At 66.5% G+C, this 19,897-nt stretch carries 17 protein-coding genes and 2 tRNA genes; 2 read left to right on the forward strand and 17 right to left on the reverse strand.

Annotated features, from left to right (window positions below; genetic code table 11):
• Positions 1–1,331 (reverse strand): DEAD/DEAH box helicase (locus tag IB257_RS08245; RefSeq protein WP_225588855.1); only part of this gene is annotated, 1,331 nt, incomplete at its 3' end.
• A 304-nt stretch (positions 1,332–1,635) separates the two neighbouring features.
• Between IB257_RS08245 and IB257_RS08250 the strand changes: the two genes are divergently transcribed.
• Complete coding sequence (locus IB257_RS08250) at positions 1,636–3,108, forward strand: YdgA family protein (RefSeq protein WP_125471003.1); 1,473 nt, start codon at positions 1,636–1,638, stop codon at positions 3,106–3,108.
• Positions 3,109–3,198: 90 nt separating this feature from the next.
• Here the strand turns inward: IB257_RS08250 and IB257_RS08255 are convergent, their stop codons facing one another.
• The 8 genes from IB257_RS08255 to IB257_RS08290 all read right to left on the reverse strand — a co-directional run bounded on the left by IB257_RS08255 (position 3,199) and on the right by IB257_RS08290 (position 13,960).
• On the reverse strand, positions 3,199–4,407 hold the full coding sequence (locus IB257_RS08255; RefSeq protein ID WP_192492169.1) for an amidohydrolase family protein: 1,209 nt from the start codon (positions 4,405–4,407) through the stop codon (positions 3,199–3,201).
• A 25-nt stretch (positions 4,408–4,432) separates the two neighbouring features.
• Entirely contained in the window at positions 4,433–6,160 is a 1,728-nt protein-coding gene (locus IB257_RS08260) for an ABC transporter ATP-binding protein (protein WP_054455558.1), read from the reverse strand.
• A 7-nt stretch (positions 6,161–6,167) separates the two neighbouring features.
• Positions 6,168–7,094 (reverse strand): ABC transporter permease, encoded by a 927-nt coding sequence (locus IB257_RS08265; protein WP_054455556.1) that lies wholly within the window; start codon positions 7,092–7,094, stop codon positions 6,168–6,170.
• A gap of 10 nt (positions 7,095–7,104) precedes the next feature.
• Complete coding sequence (locus tag IB257_RS08270; protein ID WP_054455554.1) at positions 7,105–8,076, reverse strand: ABC transporter permease; 972 nt, start codon at positions 8,074–8,076, stop codon at positions 7,105–7,107.
• 117 nt (positions 8,077–8,193) lie between these two features.
• The gene (locus tag IB257_RS08275; RefSeq protein WP_054455552.1) at positions 8,194–9,801 is read right to left on the reverse strand and encodes an ABC transporter substrate-binding protein; all 1,608 of its coding nucleotides are present in this window, start codon (positions 9,799–9,801) and stop codon (positions 8,194–8,196) included.
• A gap of 356 nt (positions 9,802–10,157) precedes the next feature.
• The gene (locus IB257_RS08280; protein WP_175180342.1) at positions 10,158–11,546 is read right to left on the reverse strand and encodes a GTPase/DUF3482 domain-containing protein; all 1,389 of its coding nucleotides are present in this window, start codon (positions 11,544–11,546) and stop codon (positions 10,158–10,160) included.
• Positions 11,539–12,981, reverse strand: coding sequence for a DUF2868 domain-containing protein (locus IB257_RS08285; protein WP_225588914.1), 1,443 nt, complete (start codon positions 12,979–12,981; stop codon positions 11,539–11,541). Before IB257_RS08285 ends, IB257_RS08280 begins: the two co-directional genes overlap by 8 nt.
• 88 nt (positions 12,982–13,069) lie before the next feature.
• Positions 13,070–13,960: a helix-turn-helix domain-containing protein gene (locus tag IB257_RS08290; RefSeq protein ID WP_054455549.1), complete on the reverse strand. Its 891-nt coding sequence runs from the start codon at positions 13,958–13,960 to the stop codon at positions 13,070–13,072.
• A gap of 155 nt (positions 13,961–14,115) precedes the next feature.
• On the opposite strand from IB257_RS08290, the gene IB257_RS08295 reads away from it, so the two are divergent.
• Positions 14,116–15,009, forward strand: coding sequence for an EamA family transporter (locus tag IB257_RS08295; protein ID WP_192492171.1), 894 nt, complete (start codon positions 14,116–14,118; stop codon positions 15,007–15,009).
• A 24-nt stretch (positions 15,010–15,033) separates the two neighbouring features.
• On the opposite strand, the gene IB257_RS08300 is transcribed toward IB257_RS08295, so the two are convergent.
• The 8 genes from IB257_RS08300 to IB257_RS08335 form a co-directional block, all read right to left on the reverse strand.
• The gene (locus IB257_RS08300) at positions 15,034–16,230 is read right to left on the reverse strand and encodes an aminotransferase class V-fold PLP-dependent enzyme (RefSeq protein ID WP_192492172.1); all 1,197 of its coding nucleotides are present in this window, start codon (positions 16,228–16,230) and stop codon (positions 15,034–15,036) included.
• A 17-nt stretch (positions 16,231–16,247) separates the two neighbouring features.
• Entirely contained in the window at positions 16,248–16,721 is a 474-nt protein-coding gene (locus IB257_RS08305; protein ID WP_054455544.1) for a RidA family protein, read from the reverse strand.
• A 97-nt stretch (positions 16,722–16,818) separates the two neighbouring features.
• Complete coding sequence (gcvA, locus tag IB257_RS08310) at positions 16,819–17,733, reverse strand: transcriptional regulator GcvA (RefSeq protein ID WP_147400229.1); 915 nt, start codon at positions 17,731–17,733, stop codon at positions 16,819–16,821.
• Positions 17,734–17,867: 134 nt separating this feature from the next.
• Positions 17,868–17,943: transfer RNA gene (locus IB257_RS08315), tRNA-Asn, on the reverse strand.
• A gap of 167 nt (positions 17,944–18,110) precedes the next feature.
• Positions 18,111–18,317 carry a sulfatase gene (locus tag IB257_RS08320; protein ID WP_082401081.1) on the reverse strand — a complete coding sequence of 69 codons (207 nt, stop codon included), beginning with the start codon at positions 18,315–18,317 and terminating at the stop codon, positions 18,111–18,113.
• A 1-nt stretch (position 18,318) separates the two neighbouring features.
• Positions 18,319–19,077 carry a GAF domain-containing protein gene (locus tag IB257_RS08325; protein ID WP_192492173.1) on the reverse strand — a complete coding sequence of 253 codons (759 nt, stop codon included), beginning with the start codon at positions 19,075–19,077 and terminating at the stop codon, positions 18,319–18,321.
• A 221-nt stretch (positions 19,078–19,298) separates the two neighbouring features.
• Positions 19,299–19,374 (reverse strand) — tRNA-Thr (locus IB257_RS08330).
• 67 nt (positions 19,375–19,441) lie between these two features.
• The gene (locus tag IB257_RS08335) at positions 19,442–19,891 is read right to left on the reverse strand and encodes a ClpXP protease specificity-enhancing factor (RefSeq protein ID WP_054455540.1); all 450 of its coding nucleotides are present in this window, start codon (positions 19,889–19,891) and stop codon (positions 19,442–19,444) included.
• Positions 19,892–19,897: the final 6 nt, after the last annotated feature.

Genomic DNA, 19,897 nt, shown 5'->3' on the forward strand with positions numbered 1-19,897 from the left:
GCACGGGCCGGCGCGGGGGCGCGGTTGCCGGCCGCGGCGCGGGGCTGGCCCTGGCCTTGTCCCTGGCGCGAACGGCCGCCATTGCCATTGCCGCTGCGGCCGCCATTACGGCCGCCGCCGCCGCGCGGGCTGCGGTTGTCTTCGTCGCGCTCCTGGCGGTCGTAGGCCGCCGCGGTCGTGGCCGGCGGCGTCCAGCCTTCCACGGGCTTGCGCTCGATGGTCTTCTTGATCAGGCGCTCGATGTCCTTCAACAGCTTGATTTCGCTGTTGTCGACCAGCGAGACCGCGGCGCCGGTGGCGCCGGCGCGGCCGGTGCGGCCGATGCGGTGCACGTAGTCTTCGGGCACGTTGGGCAGTTCGAAGTTCACTACCTGGGGCAGTTGGTCGATGTCCAGGCCGCGGGCGGCGATGTCGGTCGCCACCAGCACCGTCACGGTGCTGTCCTTGAAGCCGGCCAGCGCGCGGGTGCGGGCCGACTGGCTCTTGTTGCCGTGGATGGCGGCGGCGGTCAGGCCGTCCTTGACCAGCTTTTCGGCCAGGCGGTTGGCGCCGTGCTTGGTGCGGGTGAACACCAGCACCTGGTGCCAGCCGCTTTCGCGGATGATGTGGCTGATGAGGTCGCGCTTGTGGTGCTGTTCCACCATGTGCACCGTCTGGGTGACCAGTTCGGTGGCGGTGTTGCGCGGGGTGACCGAGACTTCGCCCGGGTTGTTCAGCACGCCGCGCGCCAGGGTGCGGATCTCGTCGGAGAAGGTGGCCGAGAACAGCAGGTTCTGGCGCTGCTTGGGCAGCAGCGCGAGGACCTTGCGGATATCGCGGATGAAGCCCATGTCCAGCATGCGGTCGGCTTCGTCCAGCACCAGGATCTCGACGCCGGACAGGTCCACGGTCTTCTGGCCGCAGTGGTCCAGCAGGCGGCCGGGGGTGGCGACCAGGATGTCCAGCGGCTTTCTCAGCGCGGAGATCTGGGGGTTGATGTTGACGCCGCCGAACATCACCATGGAGGACAGCGGCGTGTACTTGCCATAGGTCTGCACCGATTCCTCGACCTGCGCGGTCAACTCACGCGTCGGGGTCAGGATCAGGCAGCGCGGGCGGCCGGGCTTGCGCTGCTCGGGTTTTTTCTGCATCAGCAGGTGCAGGATGGGCAGCGTGAAGCCGGCGGTCTTGCCGGTGCCGGTCTGTGCGGCGGCGAGCAGGTCGCCACCCTTGAGGACCTGGGGAATTGCCTGGGCCTGAATGGGAGTGGGCGCGGTGTAGCCGGTTTCGGCAATGGCGCGCAACAGGGAATCAGCCAGCCCGAGGTCGGCAAAAGGGGAAGAGGTAGTCAAAACAACTCCAGCGGCAGCCCGTCGCTCAAGTTGAGAGACTCCAATCCAGGCGGACGAATAAAGGAGAAAAGGGAAGCGCCCTGACGGGCGAAGCTTGGCAGCGAAGGGCCTAGCGGACGTGCGCAGATTGGCAAAACGCACCGAAGGATTGTAGCTGATGTGGCGCTGCAGCACCGCCCGGGAAGGCTGGTTCTGTATCAATAAGCAACACATTGCAGCGCCTTTGCACGAAATAAGTGTTTTCCCTAGGCTGCAATCCCTATAATCCGTCCGCTTTCATCCATTTGAAGAATAAAGGATCGCAATGAAAAAATCGGCAATTGTGGGCGTAGTCGTCGCGCTGGGCGCAGTATGGACCGGCACGGCTTGGTATACGGGCCAGAAGGCCGAGGCTTTCGTCAAGCAATCGATCGAGCAGGCCAACCTTGAACTGAAGAAGGTCGGCGAAAAATGGGGTGTGACCCCTGTGGTTGAGCTGGTCTCCTTCGACCGCGGCGTGTTTTCGTCCACCGAGCGCTACCGCGTCAAGTTCACCGAGCCGGCCGCCGACGGCAAGCCGGCCGTCGACCACGAACTCGTGTTCCTCGAGCACCTGGACCACGGCCCCTTCCCGCTGTCCAACCTGAAGTCGGGCTCGTTTGCGCCCGCCATGGTGGCCAGCCGCTTCCAGCTGGAAGAGACGCCCCTGGTCAAGGAATGGTTCGCCGCCGCCAAGGGCGCGGTGCCCCTGTCCGGCGCCTATAGCGTCAGCTACGCCAAGAACATCAGCGGCAACTTCGACATGGCTCCCGTCGAGTTCGCCAAGGACGCCAACAGCCTGAAGTTCTCGGGCATGAAGGGCGACGTGACCTACGCCACCGGCAGCAAGCACGGCACGGTCGCGCTGAAGGCCGACAGCCTGACGCTGGCGGGCGAGTCCGAAGAAAGCGACATCGTCAGCATGGCCATGACCGGCCTGACCCTGACCAGCGACATGACGCCGGCTTCGAACGACATGTACGTGGGCAGCCAGAAGGTCGCGCTCAAGAACTGGACCATCACGTCCAAGGAAAAGCCGCCGGTCCAGCTCAAGGACACCGCGATTACCGTCGACATGACCGAAGCCAACTCGCTCATGGGCGTGAAGATGGCCATGGATTTCGGCATGATCAACGTGCAGGAAAAGGACATGGCCGGCCTGAAGCTGGTGTTGGACGCGCAGAAGCTGGATTCGAAGGCGTTCAAGGCGCTGAACGACGTCTATGAAGCCGCTTCGCGCCGCATGATGCAGAGCAAGGGCGAAGAGCAGTCGCCCCAGTTCACGGATGAAGAAAAGCAGGTCCTCAAGACCAACGTCGAGCTGCTGCTGGCTGGCAACCCGACGCTGGCAGTGTCGCCGCTGGAAGTGCGTACCGCCAACGGCACGTCGACCTTCAACCTGGACCTGGACATGGCCAAGCCGGCATCGCTGGACGGTGAGTTCGCCGATACGCTGAAGCAGACGATCCGCAAGCTCAATGCCAAGCTGGTGCTGTCCAAGGGCAACCTGAGCGACCTGATGGCCATCGAGCCCCAGGTGCGCGGCGTGCCGGCCGAGCAGGCTCAGCAGACCGCCAAGGGCCAGGCTGAAATGGTTGGCACCATGGCTACCGCCATGGGCATGGCCAAGGTCGAAAACAACAACATCGTGACGTACCTGAACTACGCCGACGGCCAGGTCGATTTCAACGGCAAGAAGATGCCGGTCGAGCAGTTCCTGATGATGGTCATGAGCGGCGCGATGGGCGGCGCCCGCTAAGCCGGCGCACCACTCGACTCGAGCTGTACAAAGGCCGCCGCGCCCAGGGCGCGGCGGCCTTTTTCATTGCGGGCTGGGAACCGTCGCGTTTCAGAGGGGCAAGGCGCCGGCGGCCACTTCGCCGTTGCGCAGCACCGCAACGTGGAAGCGCTTGTCGGCCGCCTTCATGATGTCTTCGGTGGGATCGCCCTGCACCAGCAGCAGATCGGCCACGTTGCCCTCGACGATGGCGCCGTGCTGGTCCATGCCCATCAGGTCGTGTCCGCGCGAGGTGCCGGCGATGAGCGCGTCCACGGGCGTCATGCCGAACTCGACCATGTAGGCCAATTCCATGGCGTTCTCGCCGTGCAGGTTGAACGGGGTGCCGGCGTCGGTGCCCAGCGCAATGCGCCCGCCCGCCTTGTAATACATCTGGAACGATTCGCGGTGGCGTTGCTCCACCGCGCGCGCCTTCTCGACCGCGTAGGCGGGGATGCCGTTGTCGGCGTTGGCGATGATGTTGCGCACCGCGGCGATGGTGGGCACCAGATAGGTCTGGGCGTCCAGCATCTCGCGCAGGCATTCGTCGTCCATGAAGATGCCGTGCTCGATGGAATCGATGCCGGCGCGCACTGCGTTCAGGATGCCCAGCGTGCCTTGCGCATGACTGGCGGTGCTTTTACGAAAGCGCTTGGCCTCGTGCACGCCGGCCTTCATTTCGTCGAAGCTGTAGTGCGCGTCCATGGGGCTGACGCCGGGCGTCATGACGCCGCCCGTGGCCATGATCTTCACCAGGTCGCAGCCGGCGTGGACCTGTTCGCGCACGGCCTTGATCACGTCCTCGCAGCCGTCGGCCACGCGGCCGATGCGGTTGCCGTGGCCGCCCGTCATGCAGATGATGCGGCCCGAGGCCCTGATCGTGGGGCCGGGGAACACGCCGCGCGCGATGGCGTCGCGCACGCCGAATTCCAGGTAGTCCTTGCCGCCGCAATCGCGCAGCGCGGTGACGCCGCCGCGCAGGCTGGCCTGTGCGTTCTCCAGCGCCGTCAACGTGATCTGCGCAGGGCCTTGCTTGCTCAGTTGCGCGTTGGGATCGGCGCCGCCGGTGTAGACCAGATGGACGTGACAGTCGGCCAGGCTGGGCATCAGCGTCATGCCGTCCGTGCGCACGGTCGCGCCGGCGTAGCCGGAAAACTCCCCGGCCGGCGCCACGCGCACCACGTGCCGGCCTTCGACCAGCACGCCGTGTTTGGGCAGCAGTTTGCCCTTGCCGTCGAAAACCTGGCCGCCTGTAAACAGGGTCTGTCGTGTCGCCGTCATGTCTCGCTCCGGGTTGCGCCTGGCGTTACTCCGCCACTTCCAGGCCCTCGCGGGACATGGATTGCAGGCGGGGCATGAGGCCAAGCAGGTGTTGGCTGTAGGGATGCTGCGGACGTTCGAAGAGGTCTTCGGTGTTGGCCACTTCCAGCAGTTCGCCATAGCGCATCACGCCCACGCGGTCGCACATCTGGCGGATCACCGGCAGGTCGTGGCTGATGAACAGCATGGTCAACCCGAGTTCCTCCTGCAGGTCTTTCAGCAGGTTCAGGATCTGAGCCTGGATGGACACGTCCAGCGCCGAGGTCGGTTCGTCGCAGATAAGGAAGCGGGGGCGCGTGGCCAGCGCCCGCGCGATGCAGATGCGCTGGCGTTGGCCGCCCGAGAATTCGTGCGGAAAGCGTTCGGCGGCGCGATCGCCCAGGCCCACCACGTCCAGCAGGTCGGCCACGATGCGGCGCGTCTCTGCTTCGCTGGCCGCCAGCTTGTGGAAGCGGATCGGCTCGGCCACGATGTCCAGCACCCGCATGCGCGGATTGAGCGAGGAGAACGGATCCTGGAAGATCATCTGAATCTGCCGCCGGAACGGGTTCAGCTGCTTCTCGCCCTTGAGGGCGGTCAGGTCCGTGCCACCGAAATTGACCGAGCCTTCGCTCGGCGTGTAGAGGCCGGAGATCAGCCGCGCCACGGTGGACTTGCCGGAACCGGACTCGCCCACCAGGCCGAAGACCTCGCCTTCGCCGATGGAGAAATTGACGCGTTTGACGGCATCCAGCGTGCGCTGGTTGCGCTTGAGCAGCGCGCTCTTCAACACGAAGCGCATGCTCAGGTCGTTGACTTGCACCAGCGGACCGCCGGTGCGCGCGCCGAAGTCGCGGCGCTGGCCCAGCCAGTGGGTGGCCAGGTCCAGCGGCTGCGCCGGCTTTTTCACGTCCTCGATGTAGGTCACCAGCGGGAAGCGTCGCAGCTTGATGTCGGGACGCGGCACGGCCGAGATCAGGCTGCGCGTGTAGGGGTGGTCGGGGTCGCCCAGGATCTTGGAGGTGGGGCCTTGTTCGACCAGCTTGCCGTGGTAAAGAACCGCCACGCGATCCGTCACGTCCGCGATCACGCCCATGTCGTGCGTGATGATGATCATGCCCACCTGCTCTTCGCGGCACAGCTTCTTGAGCAGTTCCAGGATCTGCGCCTGGATCGACACGTCGAGCGCGGTGGTGGGTTCGTCGGCGATGATGACTTCGGGCTCGCAGCACAGCGCCAGCGCGATCACCACGCGTTGCCGCATGCCGCCCGAGAACTGGTGCGGGTATTGTTTGACGCGGAGTTCCGGCTTGTCGATGCCGACCTGCGTCAGTAGCTGCACGGCGCGTTTCTGGGCCTCGGCCTGGGACAGGTTCAGGTGCACCTGCATGGTTTCGACCAGCTGGCTTTCCACCGTCTGCAGCGGATCCAGCGAGGTCAGCGGATCCTGGAAGATCATGCCGATGCGGCGGCCGCGCACTTTGCGCTGCTGCGCCGGAGTCAGCGTGTCGATGCGTTCGCCGTTCAGCAGCACGGCGCCGCCCGCCAGGCGGCCAGGCGCCTCCAGCAGGCCGATCACGGCATTGCCGATGGTGGACTTGCCGGCGCCGGATTCGCCCACCACGCCCAGGATCTCGCCTTTTTCCAGGGACAGCGAGACGCCGTCCACGGCCACCAGCGTGCCGCGGCGGCTGGGAAATTCGATGCGGATATCTTCGATGTTCAACAGGGCCATGGCGTCCTCAGCGCAGCTTGGGGTTGAGCGCGTCGCGCAGCCAGTCGCCCAGCAGGTTGACCGACAGCACCAGCGCCACCAGCGCGATGCCGGGGAAGATGGAGATCCACCACATGCCCGAGAACAGGTAGCTGTTGCCGATACGTATCAACGTGCCCAGCGACGGCGCCGTGGGCGGTACGCCCACGCCCAGGAACGAGAGCGTGGCTTCGGTGATGATGGCGATGGCCAGGTGGATGGTGGCGATGACCAGTACCGGTCCCATCACGTTGGGCAGGATGTGCCGGCGCAGGATGGTGATGGGTCCGATGCCGATGAGGCGGGCCGCCTGCACGTATTCCTTGTTGCGTTCCACCAGTGTGGAGCCGCGCACGGTGCGGGCGTACTGCACCCAGCCCGAGATGCCGATGGCGAAGATCAGCACATACAGCGCGAGCTGGTCGTGCATGTCGCGCGGCAGCAGGCCGCGCGCCACGCCGTCGATCAGCAGCGCCACCAGAATGGCTGGAAACGACAGCTGCACGTCGGCGATGCGCATGATGAAGCTGTCCACGCGTCCGCCTGCATAGCCGCTGATGAGGCCCAGGCTCACGCCCAGCACCATCGAGAACAGCACGGACGCGAAACCCACCAGCAGCGACACGCGCGAGCCATACAGAACCGCCGACAGGATGTCGCGGCCCTGGTCGTCGGTGCCCAGCAGGAAGTCTGGGCTGCCGCCCTCTTCCCAGGCCGGCGGCGTGTTGGCGTCCATGATGCTCAAGGATGCCAGGTCAAAGGGGTTGTGCGGCGCGACGACGGGCGCGAACAGCGCGCCCAGCAGGATGGCCAGCGTGACGATAGCGGCGATGATGGCGCCGGGCGAACGCTTGAAGCTGTGCCAGAGGTCGCTGTCGGCCGCACGGGCGAAGAAGGGAGCGATGCGAGCAATCATGATGAGTCCTTTACTTGCTCTGCACACGCAGACGCGGGTCCACGGCGAAGTACAGCAGGTCCACGACCAGGTTGATGAGCACGAACATGAAGGCGATCAGCACCAGATAGGCCGCCATGACGGGGATGTCCACCATGCTGATGGCCTGGATGAACAGCAGGCCCATGCCGGGCCACTGGAACACGGTTTCCGTGATGATGGCGAAGGCGATGATGGAACCCAGTTGCAGCCCGGTGATCGTGATGACGGGCACCATGGTGTTCTTCAACGCATGGCGGAAATTGATCAGCCGTTCCGGCAGGCCGCGGGCGCGCGCGAATTTGATGAAGTCGGCGCGCAGCACTTCCAGCATTTCGGCGCGCACCAGCCGCATGATCAGCGTCATCTGGAACAGCGCCAGCGTGATGGCCGGCATGATCAGCGCCAGCCAGCCTGATTTGGTCAGAAAGCCCGTGGTCCACCATCCCAGGCTGACCACGTCGCCGCGCCCGAAGCTGGGCAGCCATCGCAGCTGCACGCCGAAGAACAGGATGAGCAGAATGCCGATGAGGAAGGTGGGCAGCGAGATGCCGGCCAGCGAGATCGCCATGAAGGCCTTGGACAGCACGCCGTGGCGCTTGAGCGCGGTATAGATGCCCATGGGTATGCCCAGGGCCAGCGCCATCACGGCAGACACGAAGGACAGTTCCAGCGTGGCCGGCATGCGCTCTTCGAGCAGTTCGCTGACGGGTCGGCGGTGCCGGTACGATATGCCGAAGTCGCCGCGCACGGCGTTGGCCACGAAGTGCGCGTACTGCACCACGAAGGGATCGTCCAGGCCCAGCTGTTTGCGCAGTTCCGCGCGTTGTTCAGGGGTGGTGTCCTGGCCCACCATGCTGGCTATCGGATCGCCCACATAGCGGAACATGGAGAACGCGATCAGCGCCACCGTCAACATCACCAGCACCGACTGGATAAGCCGTTGCGCAACAAAGGAAAGCATTATCGGGAGCCCTCGGATTCAGATGACGCCGGGCCGCGTTTCCCTCGGGTAGCGGGAACCGGGGCTGGGCCGGGCGCGCCCGGGCGGCAGGTGCCGCCCGGGGCTCGCGTCGCCGGATTACGGCAGGACGACGTCGCGCAGGTCGAGCACGTCGTCGGCGCGCTGGATGACCTGGATGTTGTCCTTCACGCCCCAGGACATGGGCTGCTGGTGCAGCGGCAGGTAGCCATAGTCGTTGCGCACGATCTCGAAGGCTTCCTTGATCATGGCGTTGCGCTTGGCCTGGTCGGTTTCGACGCCGATCTTGTCGGTGAGCTCGTCGACCTTCTTGTTGCAGTACCCGCCCAGGTTGAACTGGCCCGCCGCCGTCTTGGCATTGCGGCACGAGGCCAGGTTCAGCAGCGTGTTGTGCGCGTCGGTGGAGCTGGGCGTCCAGCCCAGCATGTACATGCTGGTCTGGTTGCCGGCCTGCAGCAGGATCTTGCCGAAGTACTTCGACTTGGTCTGCGCCAGCAGGTTGATCTTGATGCCCACGCGCGCCAGCATGCCGGCCACGGCCTGGCAGACCTTTTCGTCGTTGACGTAGCGGTCGTTCGGGCAGTCCATGGTGACCGTGAAGCCCTTGGGATAGCCGGCTTCGGCCAGCAGCTTCTTGGCGCGCTCGGGATCCGGCTTGTACGGCGCGCCGAAGGAATCGTCATAGCCATTGATGGCGGTGGCGATGAGCGAGCCCAGCGGCTTGGCAGCGCCGCGCATGATCTTCTCGTTGATGGCCTTGGTGTCCACGGCCAGCACCACGGCTTCGCGCACCTTGGGATCCTTGAAGGGATTCTTGCCCTTCACGTCCGAGAACAGCAGTTCGTCGCGGTCCTGGTCCATGCCGATGAAGATGGCGCGCGCTTCCGGCGCGGTCAGCGGCTTGACGCCCTTGGCGTCTTCGAGGCGCTTCCAGTCCTGCACCGGTACAGGCTGCACCAGGTCCATTTCGCCGGAGATCAGCGCGGCCACGCGCGTCGCTTCCTGCGTGATGGGCTGGAAGATGACTTCGTCGACGTTGGTCTTGATGTTCTTGTTCCAGTAGCCGTCGTATCGCTTGAGCACGGTCTTCACGTCGGGCTGGCGCGAGGCCAGCATGAAGGGGCCGGTGCCGTTGGCATTCAGGTTGGCATAGTTGCCCTGGTTGTCGCCCTTGACGTTGGTGGCTTCGGTGGTCTTGTTCTTTTCCGACCACGACTTGCTCATGATGTACAGGAACACCCATTCGCGCGGCAGGATGGGGTTGGGCGTGGGCGTGGTGACTTCGATGGTGTAGTCGTCAATCTTCTTGATGTCGGAGGCCTTGGCGCCGTAGCCCTTCATGTCGGAGCCCGGGGTCAGGCTGCGCTTCCAGGAGAAGATGACGTCGTCCGCCGTGAACGGCGAACCATCGTGGAATTTCACGCCCTTGCGCAGCTTGAACACCCACTTCGTGGGTTCGGGGTTCTCCCAGCTTTCCGCCAGCAGCGGAGTCAGTTTCAGGTTGCCGTCGTAGCCGGCAAGCGTTTCGTAGATGTTGCCCTGGAAGCCCAGCGTGAACGTTTCGTTCAGGGCCATCGGATCCATGGACGTCGCATCGCCTTGATAGGACCAGTGAAAGGTCTTGGCGGCCGCGCCGGCGCTGAAAGCCAGCGATGCGGCGATGGCAGCGGCGAGCGCAGCTTGCTTCAGGTGGGGAAAAGTACGCATAGCCCTCATGCTCCGTGTGGTGCGCGGATAGCGCGACAGAAGTGACAGGGCCCCGGCCCCATGGGGATCCGGGGCATGGCGTTGCTGCTTACGACGAAAGACGGATTGGGGTCTGGCGGGACGCAGCGCGAGCTGCGCGTGCGCCGGTGATGGCGCTGCCGGGAATCACTGCGTAGGACTTCGACTTCACGATAGACCCAACCCCTTGTGATTATCATGACGGGGACGGACCCGCATCGATGTAGGACGAATCTTATCGACGCATTCGTTTAAGCGTCAATCGGTTTGGATTGGGGTTAGTACTTGCTTGCCGGCGGCGTGGAATGGTGCGTGCGGCAAGGCTGGCGGCTCTGCGCTCAGGCGCCGGGCGGGGGTGCGTCGGCAAGGGTTTTCGCCAATTCGCGCACCACGCGCTTGCGGCGGTCGCTGTCTTCGTAGTGCTCGCCCAGGGCCGACCATTCGGGCCGGCTGCGGGCCTCTTTCAACGCTTCGGGCAGGGGCCCTTTGCGCCAGGCATCGTCGTCCGGATGGTCTAGTCTCAATGGCTCGCGCGCGGCATGGCCGCGGCGCTCCAGCGCTTCGATCAGTTGGCGCTGGCGCAGGGCCAAAAGACGCAGCACCGCGTCGTCGACGCTGATTTCGCGCCAGCCGCGCAGCTTGCCCGCCACGCGCTTGCCCAGCTTTTCCACGCCTTGCCACAGGCCGCCGGCGGCCGCGCCGATCAGCATGCCGGTGCCCAGGCTCAAACCGGCGCTGAACAGGTCCACCGCCGCGCCGGCCATGGCGCCCGCGGCGGCGCCCATGCCCACCTGCACGCCCATGTCCTTCAGGGCCTGGGGATGGAACAGGTCCATGCCCCAGCGCTCGCCCTGCAGGGGCAGCGCATCATCGGTGAAGTCCGTCGCGCGGAAGTTGTAGAGCGCCAGCAATGCGTTGACGCAGGTCTGCTCGCGCTGGCGCACCTGGTCGCGCAGCGCGCCCGAGGCGGCCGCGAGCGCCGCGTCGTCGCTGGCGCTGGAGACGTGCAAGGCCGCCACGTCGACCAGCAGGTCGGCCAGCAGTTCGTAGGCGGCGCCACGGCGCGCGCGGCGCTGCTCGGCAAGATTGGCGGACAGCCGGGCCAGCGCGGCGGCGTGGCGGTCCAGCAGCACGCCGAGCTTGGCATAGAGCTGTTGTTCGCCATCCAGCGGTGGCGCGACGGTGTCGAACTCGACGACCGCGTGCAGGCCCAACCGGGCCATGGCGGCGCGCCATTCGTCGGCGCGATGCGCGGGCGCGTTGACGAAGTTCAGCACAGGCAGCAGAGGCCGGCCGCAGGCGGCCAGGATGGCGAGTTCGTCGCGGTGCTTGCCCAGCACCGGATCGCGCGCGTCGATGACGTACAGCGCCGCGTCGCAGTCCAGCATCTTGGCCAGCACGCGGGCCTCCTGCTCGTAGCGGCCATGCGCCTCGGGCGTGTCGAGGAAGCGGCGGATGCGCGCCGGCCCGTCCAGGCGTTCTTGCGGGCTGTCGAGTTTTTCCAGGTACTCCAGCAGCGAGATGCTGTCTTCCATGCCCGGTGTGTCGAACCATTCCAGCACGGCCCGCCCTTCCAGCCGCAGGCGCGCGCCTTCGACGTGGCGCGTGGTGCCAGGGCTGTCGGCGACTTCACCGAAGGTGGTGTCGCGCGTCAGCGTGCGCAGCAACGAGGTCTTGCCGGTGTTGGTATGGCCGACCAGCGCAATCTTGATGAGGTCTTCAGCCATGGCCGGACTCCAGCCAGGCGAGCGGGGCCAGCGGCGCTTGCAGCACGGCATCGGCGGGCAGGCCCAGCGCCAGCAGGCGTTCGCGCCATAGCGGGGCGCGGGTGGCGGGAGCCTCGGCGTCCGCGCGCGGCGTGACCAGCCATACACGCGTCTGTTCCGCGTGCGCGGCCAGTTCGGCGATCAGCGACAGCGTTCCGCGGTCCGGCGTCTGGCGCGCATCGCAGGCGATCAGCATGCGCGTGGCGGCCTGGCCGGCGAGCGCATCCAGCACGCGGTTGCGCTCTTCGCGGGTATCCAGATTGCCGGCCTGCTGGACGCCCGCGGGCATATCGGCGGGTGGCCAGGCCAGGTCCGGCGGCAGTTCGAGCCCCAGCAGCACCGGCTGGCCGCCCAGGCCCGCGAGCGGCGGCGCGCCGACGCGCGGTTCGTGCAGGGGATCGACCGGGCGGTCTATGCCAGTGGGCAGGGCGGGCGGCTCCAGGCGATCGCGCAAGGCGGAGAATCCGGGCAGCGAGGGATCGATGCGCAGGCGGCGCAAGGCGCGCAGCGATCCCGCCACGCACAGGGCGCCGGCCAACAGACGGGGCAGGATGCCGTAGACCACCAGCACGCCGATCAGCCACAGCGACCACTGCGCCTGCGCCTCGGCGGGCAGGGCCTGGGCGCCGTCGCTGGCGCGGATCATGGATGCGTCCGGCAGCGGAAAGCCCAGCAGGGACGGCAGCCAGCCCAACGCCTGTGTCAGCCCGACGAATGTGTCGGGCGCCAGCAAGGTGGTGGCCCAGATGAAGCGGTAGCTGGCGGTGGAAAGCACGGCCAGCAGCACCGCCAGCGCTGCGCACAGGGCCGTCAGCCACAGCAGGTGGCTGACACTGCCGAAGAGCCAGCGCAAGGCGCCCGCGCGGGCCAGCAGGTTGAGGAAAGCCTGCGGTACCAGCGCGCTGTCGGGGCCGCGGGCCAGCTTGCGCGTGGCCCAGAGCCAGAGACGCCCCAGTCCCGTGACGGAGGACGCCCGCAGCAGGAAGCTGCCCAGCCACAGCAGGAAGGTGAGCGCATGCAGGCCCAGCAAGGCGCCCAGCGCCCACAGCACGTTGACTGGCCGCGAGCCGTCACCCAGCGCGCCCAGCGCGGCGCCTGCGCCGGAAATGGCGGCCAGCAGGAACAACGCGGCCAACATGGCGAGCGCGCTGCGGCGCCATGTGTCGATCAGGGGGATGAGATTCTCGCGCTGCGCCAGCAACGCGGCGCGAGCCAGGATGCGCGCGGGCAGATCGGCGTCCTGCTGGCGTACGCGGCGCACTGCGGCTGCGTCTTCCAGCGGCCCCCAATGCGCTTCGCGCAGACGTATCAGCTCCGCCAGCCAGTGCGCGCGCACGGGGCCGGCGCCGAGGGGTTCAGCCGGGGGGATGGAATCGCGAGAGGTCGTAGACGGCATCGCGTCGGGCGGCGGTACGGTCAGGCCCTGGGGGCGGTGGACCATTGTAGACCGGGCGGGACGGGAAACGGGGCCACAGCCCCACGCGTCAGTGCCTGGCGCGGGCGCTGCGGTACTGTCCGGGCGTGACGCCGACGGCGTCGCGGAAGACCCGCGCCAAGTGGCTGGCGTTGCCGAAGCCGCTGGCCTGGGCGATGCCGGCCAGGTCGCCCTTGCCGGCTGCGAGCAGCTTGCGCGCATGCGCCAGCCTCCGCGCCCGTACCCAGGCATGCGGCGGCTCGCCGAAAGAGGTGTGGAACATGCGGGCGAAGTGGTAGGTGGATAGCGCCGCCACGCCTGCGAGTTCGTCCAGCGTCAGCGGCTCGGCCAGGTGCGCGTCAACATAGTCCATGATGCGCCGGCGCACGGCGGGCGCGAGACCGCCGCGCAGCGTTGCCGCGGGCTTGCGCGCCACGCCCTGGTTCAGCAGATGGTGCAGGACTGTTTCGGCCGCGCTGCTGGCCGCCAGCCGGTCGGCGGGCTGGTTCCAGTCTGTGTCCAGCAGCTGCCGGCAGACGTCGATCAGCGAGTCGTCGTGGATGTAGGTGCGGTCGCGCAGTTCCAGCGTGCGGGGCTCGCAGTCCAACCGCATGACGGCTTCGCGGGCCAGGCGTTCCGGAGCGATGTACAGATGCAGGAATTGCACGCTGTCGTTCATGCTCCAGCGCGAGTAGTGCTCCGAGGGCAGCACGCAGAACTTGCCGGCGCCGCCATGTAGCCTGTCCTGGCCCAGGCGGAACGACTTGTCGCCGCCACGCAGATAGAGTGACAGGGTGTGATGGCCCGGATTGTCGTAGCCCATGGTTTCGTGGGCGCTGCGTGACCATTGCGAGATGGCGATGCCCTCGCCCAGCGCGGCGGCGCGTCCCAACGTCGCGGTGGAGCCCGCCAGGGTGCGGAAGACGGAGAAATCGGCCGGGGCCGAGGCGACGGTAGCCATATGAGTGGAATGCTACTGCGATCTCGCGCGCGGCGCGTGCGCGCGGGGAAGAAAACCGCAAGAACCGGCAATTCTTGCGGGCCAGGGAGGCGCAAACTGGATTCCCCGGCGGTCTTGCGGACCGCCTTACCGCGTCCCTGTTTCAGCATCGCATCGTGAACCTCTTCCTGTATTTCCTCACAGTCGTCATCTGGGGCACAACCTGGATCGCCATCAAGCTGCAATTGGGCGTGGTGGCGATTCCCGTCTCGATCTTCTACCGCTTCGCGCTGGCGGGCCTGGTTCTGTTCGCGGTCCTGGCGCTGACCCGCAAGCTGCAGAAAATAGACCGGCGCGGCCACTGGCTGTGCGTGGGCCAGGGGCTGTGCTTGTTCTGCCTGAACTTCCTGTGCTTCTACACGGCAACCCAGTGGATTCCCAGCGGCCTGGTGTCGGTGGTGTTTTCGGCGGCGACGCTATGGAATGCGCTGAATGCCCGCCTGTGGTTCGGCACCCGCGTCGCGCCGCGCGTGATGGTGGCCGGCGCGCTGGGCTTTTCCGGCCTGGTGCTGCTGTTCTGGCCCGAACTGGCGGGGCAGGAGGCCAGCCATGAAACCCTGCTGGGCCTGGGCTTTGCACTGCTGGGTACGTTCTGCTTTTCGACGGGCAACATGCTGTCGTCGCTGCAGCAGCGCGCCGGCATCCGGCCCTTGACCGGCAACGCCTACAGCATGCTTTATGGCGCAGCCATCCTGCTGGCGGGTTGTCTGGCGGCGGGCCTGCCGTTCGAATTCGATACCTCGGCTTCCTACGTCGGCGCCCTGCTCTATCTGGCCATCCCGGGCTCCGTGATCGGTTTTACCGCCTATCTGACGTTGGTGGGCCGCATGGGCCCGGCGCGGGTCGCCTACTGCACGGTGCTGTTTCCGGTGGTGGCCTTGAGCGTATCTACCTTCGCCGAAGGCTATCAATGGACGGCGCCGGCCCTGCTGGGCCTGGCGCTGGTAATGCTGGGCAACCTGCTGGTCTTCACCAAGTGGACGCCTTTCGCGCGGCGTGCGGCGGCTTGAACTTGGCCCAGGGCCGGGCAAGCCCTAGCAGGCCAGGGCGCGTAGCCCTTCCAGCAGGCGGTCGATTTCCGCGTCGCTGGTCAGATAGCTGACCGAGGCCCGCGCGATCTGGGTCAGGCCACGCGCCTGCATGTCCAGCGGGGTATAGGGCACGCCGTTGCTGCCGATGGTGATGCCCTGCGCCGCCATGGCGCGTTGCACGGATACGGCGTCCTGATCGGCGAAGTTGAAGGACACCAAGCCCGAGCGTTCGCGGCCCTGGTCCAGCACCGTGATGCCGGGGATGGCCGCCAGTTCGGTCCGCAGGGCCTGGGCCGTGGCGGCGATGCGCGCGCGGATGGCTGGCAGGCCGATGTCCAGGGCTTCCTGCAAGGCGTTGGCCAGGCCGCAGCGCAGCGCCAGCGAGGCTTCCGCCGATTCCAGGCGCGCGGCGTCCTGGCGCAGCACCGGCTCGCCGTCGGCGCCCAGGGGGGCGGAATGGGTGTCGACGAAGGCGGGCGTGAGCTGGTCCAGGAAGTCGCGCCGCACGTACAGCAGGCCTGTGCCGCGCGGGCCGCGCAACGCCTTGCGTCCGGCCCCGCTCAACACATCGCAGCCGATCTGCGCGACGTCCACGGGCAACTGGCCGACCGCCTGTGCCGCATCCACGAAATACGGGATGCCGTGGCGGCGCGCGACGCTGCCGATGGCGGCGGCGGGATTGATCAGGCCGCCGTTGGCGGGCAGCCAGGTCAGTGCGATCAGGCGCACCCGCTCATCCAGCATGGCCTCCAGTGCCTGCGGATCGACGCAGCCGCTGTCGTCCGAGGGAATGGTCTCCAGCGTGGCGCCAGCACGCTGCGCCTTGAGCCGCATGGCGGCCAGGTTGCCGCCCCATTCGTGGCGACCCACCAGGATGCGGTCGCCGGCGCGCCACGGCGCCATCGCCGCGAAAGCCGCGCCCCAGCCGGGCGAGTTGCCGCCGGTGAGCGCGATCTCGGTCGGGTCCGCGTTGAACAGCCGGGCCGCCAGTGTGCGAGCCTGTTCAATCAGCTCCCGCGACCGCACGCCCGCCTCCATGGGCCCTTGCGTCGCTTCGCGTTGCAGGTGCGCGTGGATGGCATGCAGCGTGGCGGCCGAGGGCAGCGACGCGCCGGCGTGATTGAAATGGACGGTGGTGTGCGCGCCAGGGGTCTGGGCGCGCAACGCTTCCACGGCGCTGGGAGTCAAGGGGGCGGACATGGCGGCTCCGGCAGGGATCAGGCTTGCGTGAGCGCGATAACGGCTTCGATCTCGACCGCCACGCCCTGCGGCAGGGATGCCACGCCGACGGCGCTGCGAGCATGGCGGCCGGCGTCGCCGAACACCTCGACCATCAGGTCGGAGGCGCCGTTGGCAATGGCGCTCTGGCGGTTGAAGTCCGGCGTGCTGGCCACGAACACGCCCAGGCGCACGACGCGCGCCACGCGATCCAGCTTGTCGCCGGTGGCGGCGGCGATCTGCGATAGCAGGCCCAGCGCCGACAGGCGCGCCGCTGCCACGCCATCGGCGTCAGAAACCTGGTCTCCCAGGCGGCCCAGATAGGCGGCCTTGCCGTCCTTGCGGGAGATCTGGCCCGAGATATACAGCAGGTTGCCTTCCTGCACGAAGGGCACGTAGTTGGCGGCGGGAGCGGCGGCGGCTTCGAGGGTCAGGCCAAGTTCGGCCACACGGCCGGAGATCGAGCGGGTCATGAGGGACTCCTGAACAGGGAAAGTATGGGCAAGCCTCATGCTATCGGCCGCTGCCGGCCCTGACCAATCAATTTTCGCGCAGTACACATGAGTAAAACTAATGTGTGTCGCCCCGCTCCGTGGCCGCCTGCGCCAGCCATGCGTGGAAGCGCTGTGCCGCTTCGCCAAGCGCGCCGCGCGGCGTCACGAACCACCAGCCGATGCGGGGAGCTTCGAGCGCGGCGTTCGGCAGGGCCTCCACCAGCGCGCCGCTGGCGAGCTGGGCGGCGATAAGGCGGTGACGGCCCATCGCCATGCCTTGCCCCGCCAGCGCCGCTTCCACGACGATGTTGTAGTCATGCAGGCGTACGGGCCGCACGCCGCCCAGGTCCACGCCGTGATGTCGCGCCCAGGCGTCCCATTCGAAGGGATGGCGGGCATGCGAGGCCAGCAGCGGGAATCGCAGCAGATCCTGCGGCGTGCGCGGCCGTTTCCTGCCCGCGATCAGCGCGGGCGAGCAGACTACCGACAGCCGCTCCGCCATGATTAGCCGAGCCCGCACGCCTGGCCACACGCCGCGCCCGTAGCGGATGGCGACGTCGACCTCGCCGCCCGCAACGTCCGCCAGGCCGATGTCGGGCTGCAATTGGAGATCGATGTCGGGATGGGCGGCGGCAAACGCCGCGAGGCGCGGCGCCAGCCAGCGCGTGGCGAACGAGGCCAGCAGCCCGACGCGCAGCGTCTGCCGCACAGTCTCGGGCGCACGGACCTCGTCGGTACCCAGGCGCAGCAGTTCGAAGGCCGCGTGTACGCGCTCGTAATAGGCCTGACCCGCCGCGGTCAGCGCCACGGCGCGGGTGAGCCGCTCGAACAGGGCCACGCCCAGTTCGGCTTCCAGTCGCTGGATATGGTGGCTGATGGCGCTTTGCGTTACGAAGAGCTCCTGCGCAGCCAGGGAAAAACTCATGCGCCGCGCGGCAGCTTCAAAGGCGCGCAGGGAAACCAGGGCAGGCAGGGATCGCGCGGAACGCATGGAGGCAGGCGATGTGGTGATGAGGGAATGCGCATCATCGTACGCCGCGCGCGGCCCGGCAAACAGCGCGCGCGCACCGCGTCCCAATGCAAAAGGCCCGCAACAAGTTGCGGGCCCTTCAGTACTGCATTCTTTGGCTCCCCGAGCTGGGCTCGAACCAGCGACCTGCGGATTAACAGTCCGTCGCTCTACCGACTGAGCTATCGGGGAACAGGTAGAGGGGGCGAATTATGCACAAAAAAACGGAAGAATGCAAAACGGGCCAGGCGTAACGGGTCGACGCGCTGAATATTTGCCTTTCTCACCAGGACACGAGTGCATGCGGCGACCATCTGCGGTATCGAAAAGCAGCCAAACCGGGCGCAGTACAAATGGGGTCAGGCAGGAGCCATTCCTCTCAGCGGCGACGGTGGGCCAGCTTCTTCAATGGCCCCTTGCCGGATACCCGTGCTTGCACTGGTAATGGCACGCAACCCGTATTCGGTGAGCATCAGTTCCCGAACCTGGATTACCGCGCCTGGCCTGGAAATTAGCCGGGATCCCTTGAAGAATGCGTCAGGTTTCTTGTTGGTGGCAGCGTTCATATCAATACCTTTTGCTGACGAAGTCGCTGATCGCTTTGGCGCCGGCGCCTACGATTTCCGCAACGTCGTTGCGTTCGAAAAGCGCATGGTCGCTCGAGTCCAGGTAGATCACGCCTATGGGATGCTGGCCTGAACGGTCCAGGACGGGCACCGCCATAGCCAAATAGCGGCCGGGTCCAAGACGGCGGGCCTGGGCCGCGGTATACCCCCATTCAAGCACTAGTGCCGAGCGGAGTTGATCTTCCGTTCTGTGTTGGCTGGACATCACCAGCGGTGTCTTGCTGCGGACAGCTCTGCCCGCAATGCCGGTGTGCACGGGAAAGGTTCGTCCTGCACCCTCGCCGCCAGCGCCCGCGTAGTTGATGATCTGCTCGATTTCCTGCGGTTCATGAACGGGAGGCACGACCCGGTGGAAGGTGGTGCGCAGGTCGGTTCCACAATTGCGCTTGTCGCACCATTCGGCAAGCATGGTGTGCATGGTGGAGACCGCTGCATCGAGACCTTCGTGGACGGCGGCCGGTCCATCCATCTCGTCGTCGGCGCGTGCAGCAGCCACGCGAACCAGGGCTGCCAGAATCAGCCAGACGCTCGTGGCGGCCGTCAGACCGAACATCCAGGGTTCAAACAGCGGTTCGCGCCAGCTCTTCACCGCGGCGGTACCGGCGACGAGGAGTGGCGGGCCATTGAACAGGACTTCTCTAGGCCACCTCTTTTGCCAGAGGCTTTTTTGCCGCACGCCGGGGAGATGATTTGTCTGCATGGGGAACCGCGCCTCCTGAGGCCAGAACTTGGCGCGATTGTAGGCAGCGATTTCGCGGAAAGGCCGGTTTTCGGGGCTCGGGACAGCGTAAATAGGACAAAGCGCAATGGGCTGGCTTGGCCTCACGCTTTCCGTTCATGACGCAGGCAATAAAAAACCCGCGCCGTCATAGCCGGAGCGGGTTTTTGAGATCGTCTCAGGACGGATCTGCATCTGGAATCTGGTGCCGGTGAAAGGAATCGAACCCTCGACCTTCTCATTACAAGTGAGCTGCTCTACCAACTGAGCTACACCGGCGCTGCGTGCCTGGGGCACGCGAAGGGCTGCATTGTAATGAAAAAAATGCAGACCTTGCGGGGATGCCTTATTTGACGATGGTCAGGCGCGGACGCTTGGGTTCGTCGTCGTCTCCGCCGTCGTCGCCGGGGGCGGCGTCGGCGTCGGAGCCCTCGGGCGCGGCGGTGGCCGTCGCGCCCTGGGCGCCAGCTTCCGGCGGTTCGTAGGGCTGCACTTCGAAGCCCATGCCGGCGCCGGTTTCGCGCGCATAGATGGCGCTGACGGCGCCCACGGGAACGTAGACGTTTTCGGTCACGCCGCTGAAGCGGGCCTGGAATTCGATGAATTCGTTGCCCAGCACCAGGCGGTTGGTGGCCAGCGTGCCCACGTTCAGCGTGATCTGGCCGTCGCGCACATGGGCGACGGGCACCATGGTGTGCTCGTCGACCTGCACGGTGATGTAGGGCGTATAGCCGTTATCGGTGCACCATTCGTGCAGCGCGCGGATCAGGTACGGTTTGGTCGAAGTTTCACCCATCACGCA

This window comes from Achromobacter sp. ACM03 (assembly GCF_014851665.1).
GTDB classification, from domain to species: Bacteria; Pseudomonadota; Gammaproteobacteria; order Burkholderiales; family Burkholderiaceae_B; genus Achromobacter; species Achromobacter aegrifaciens.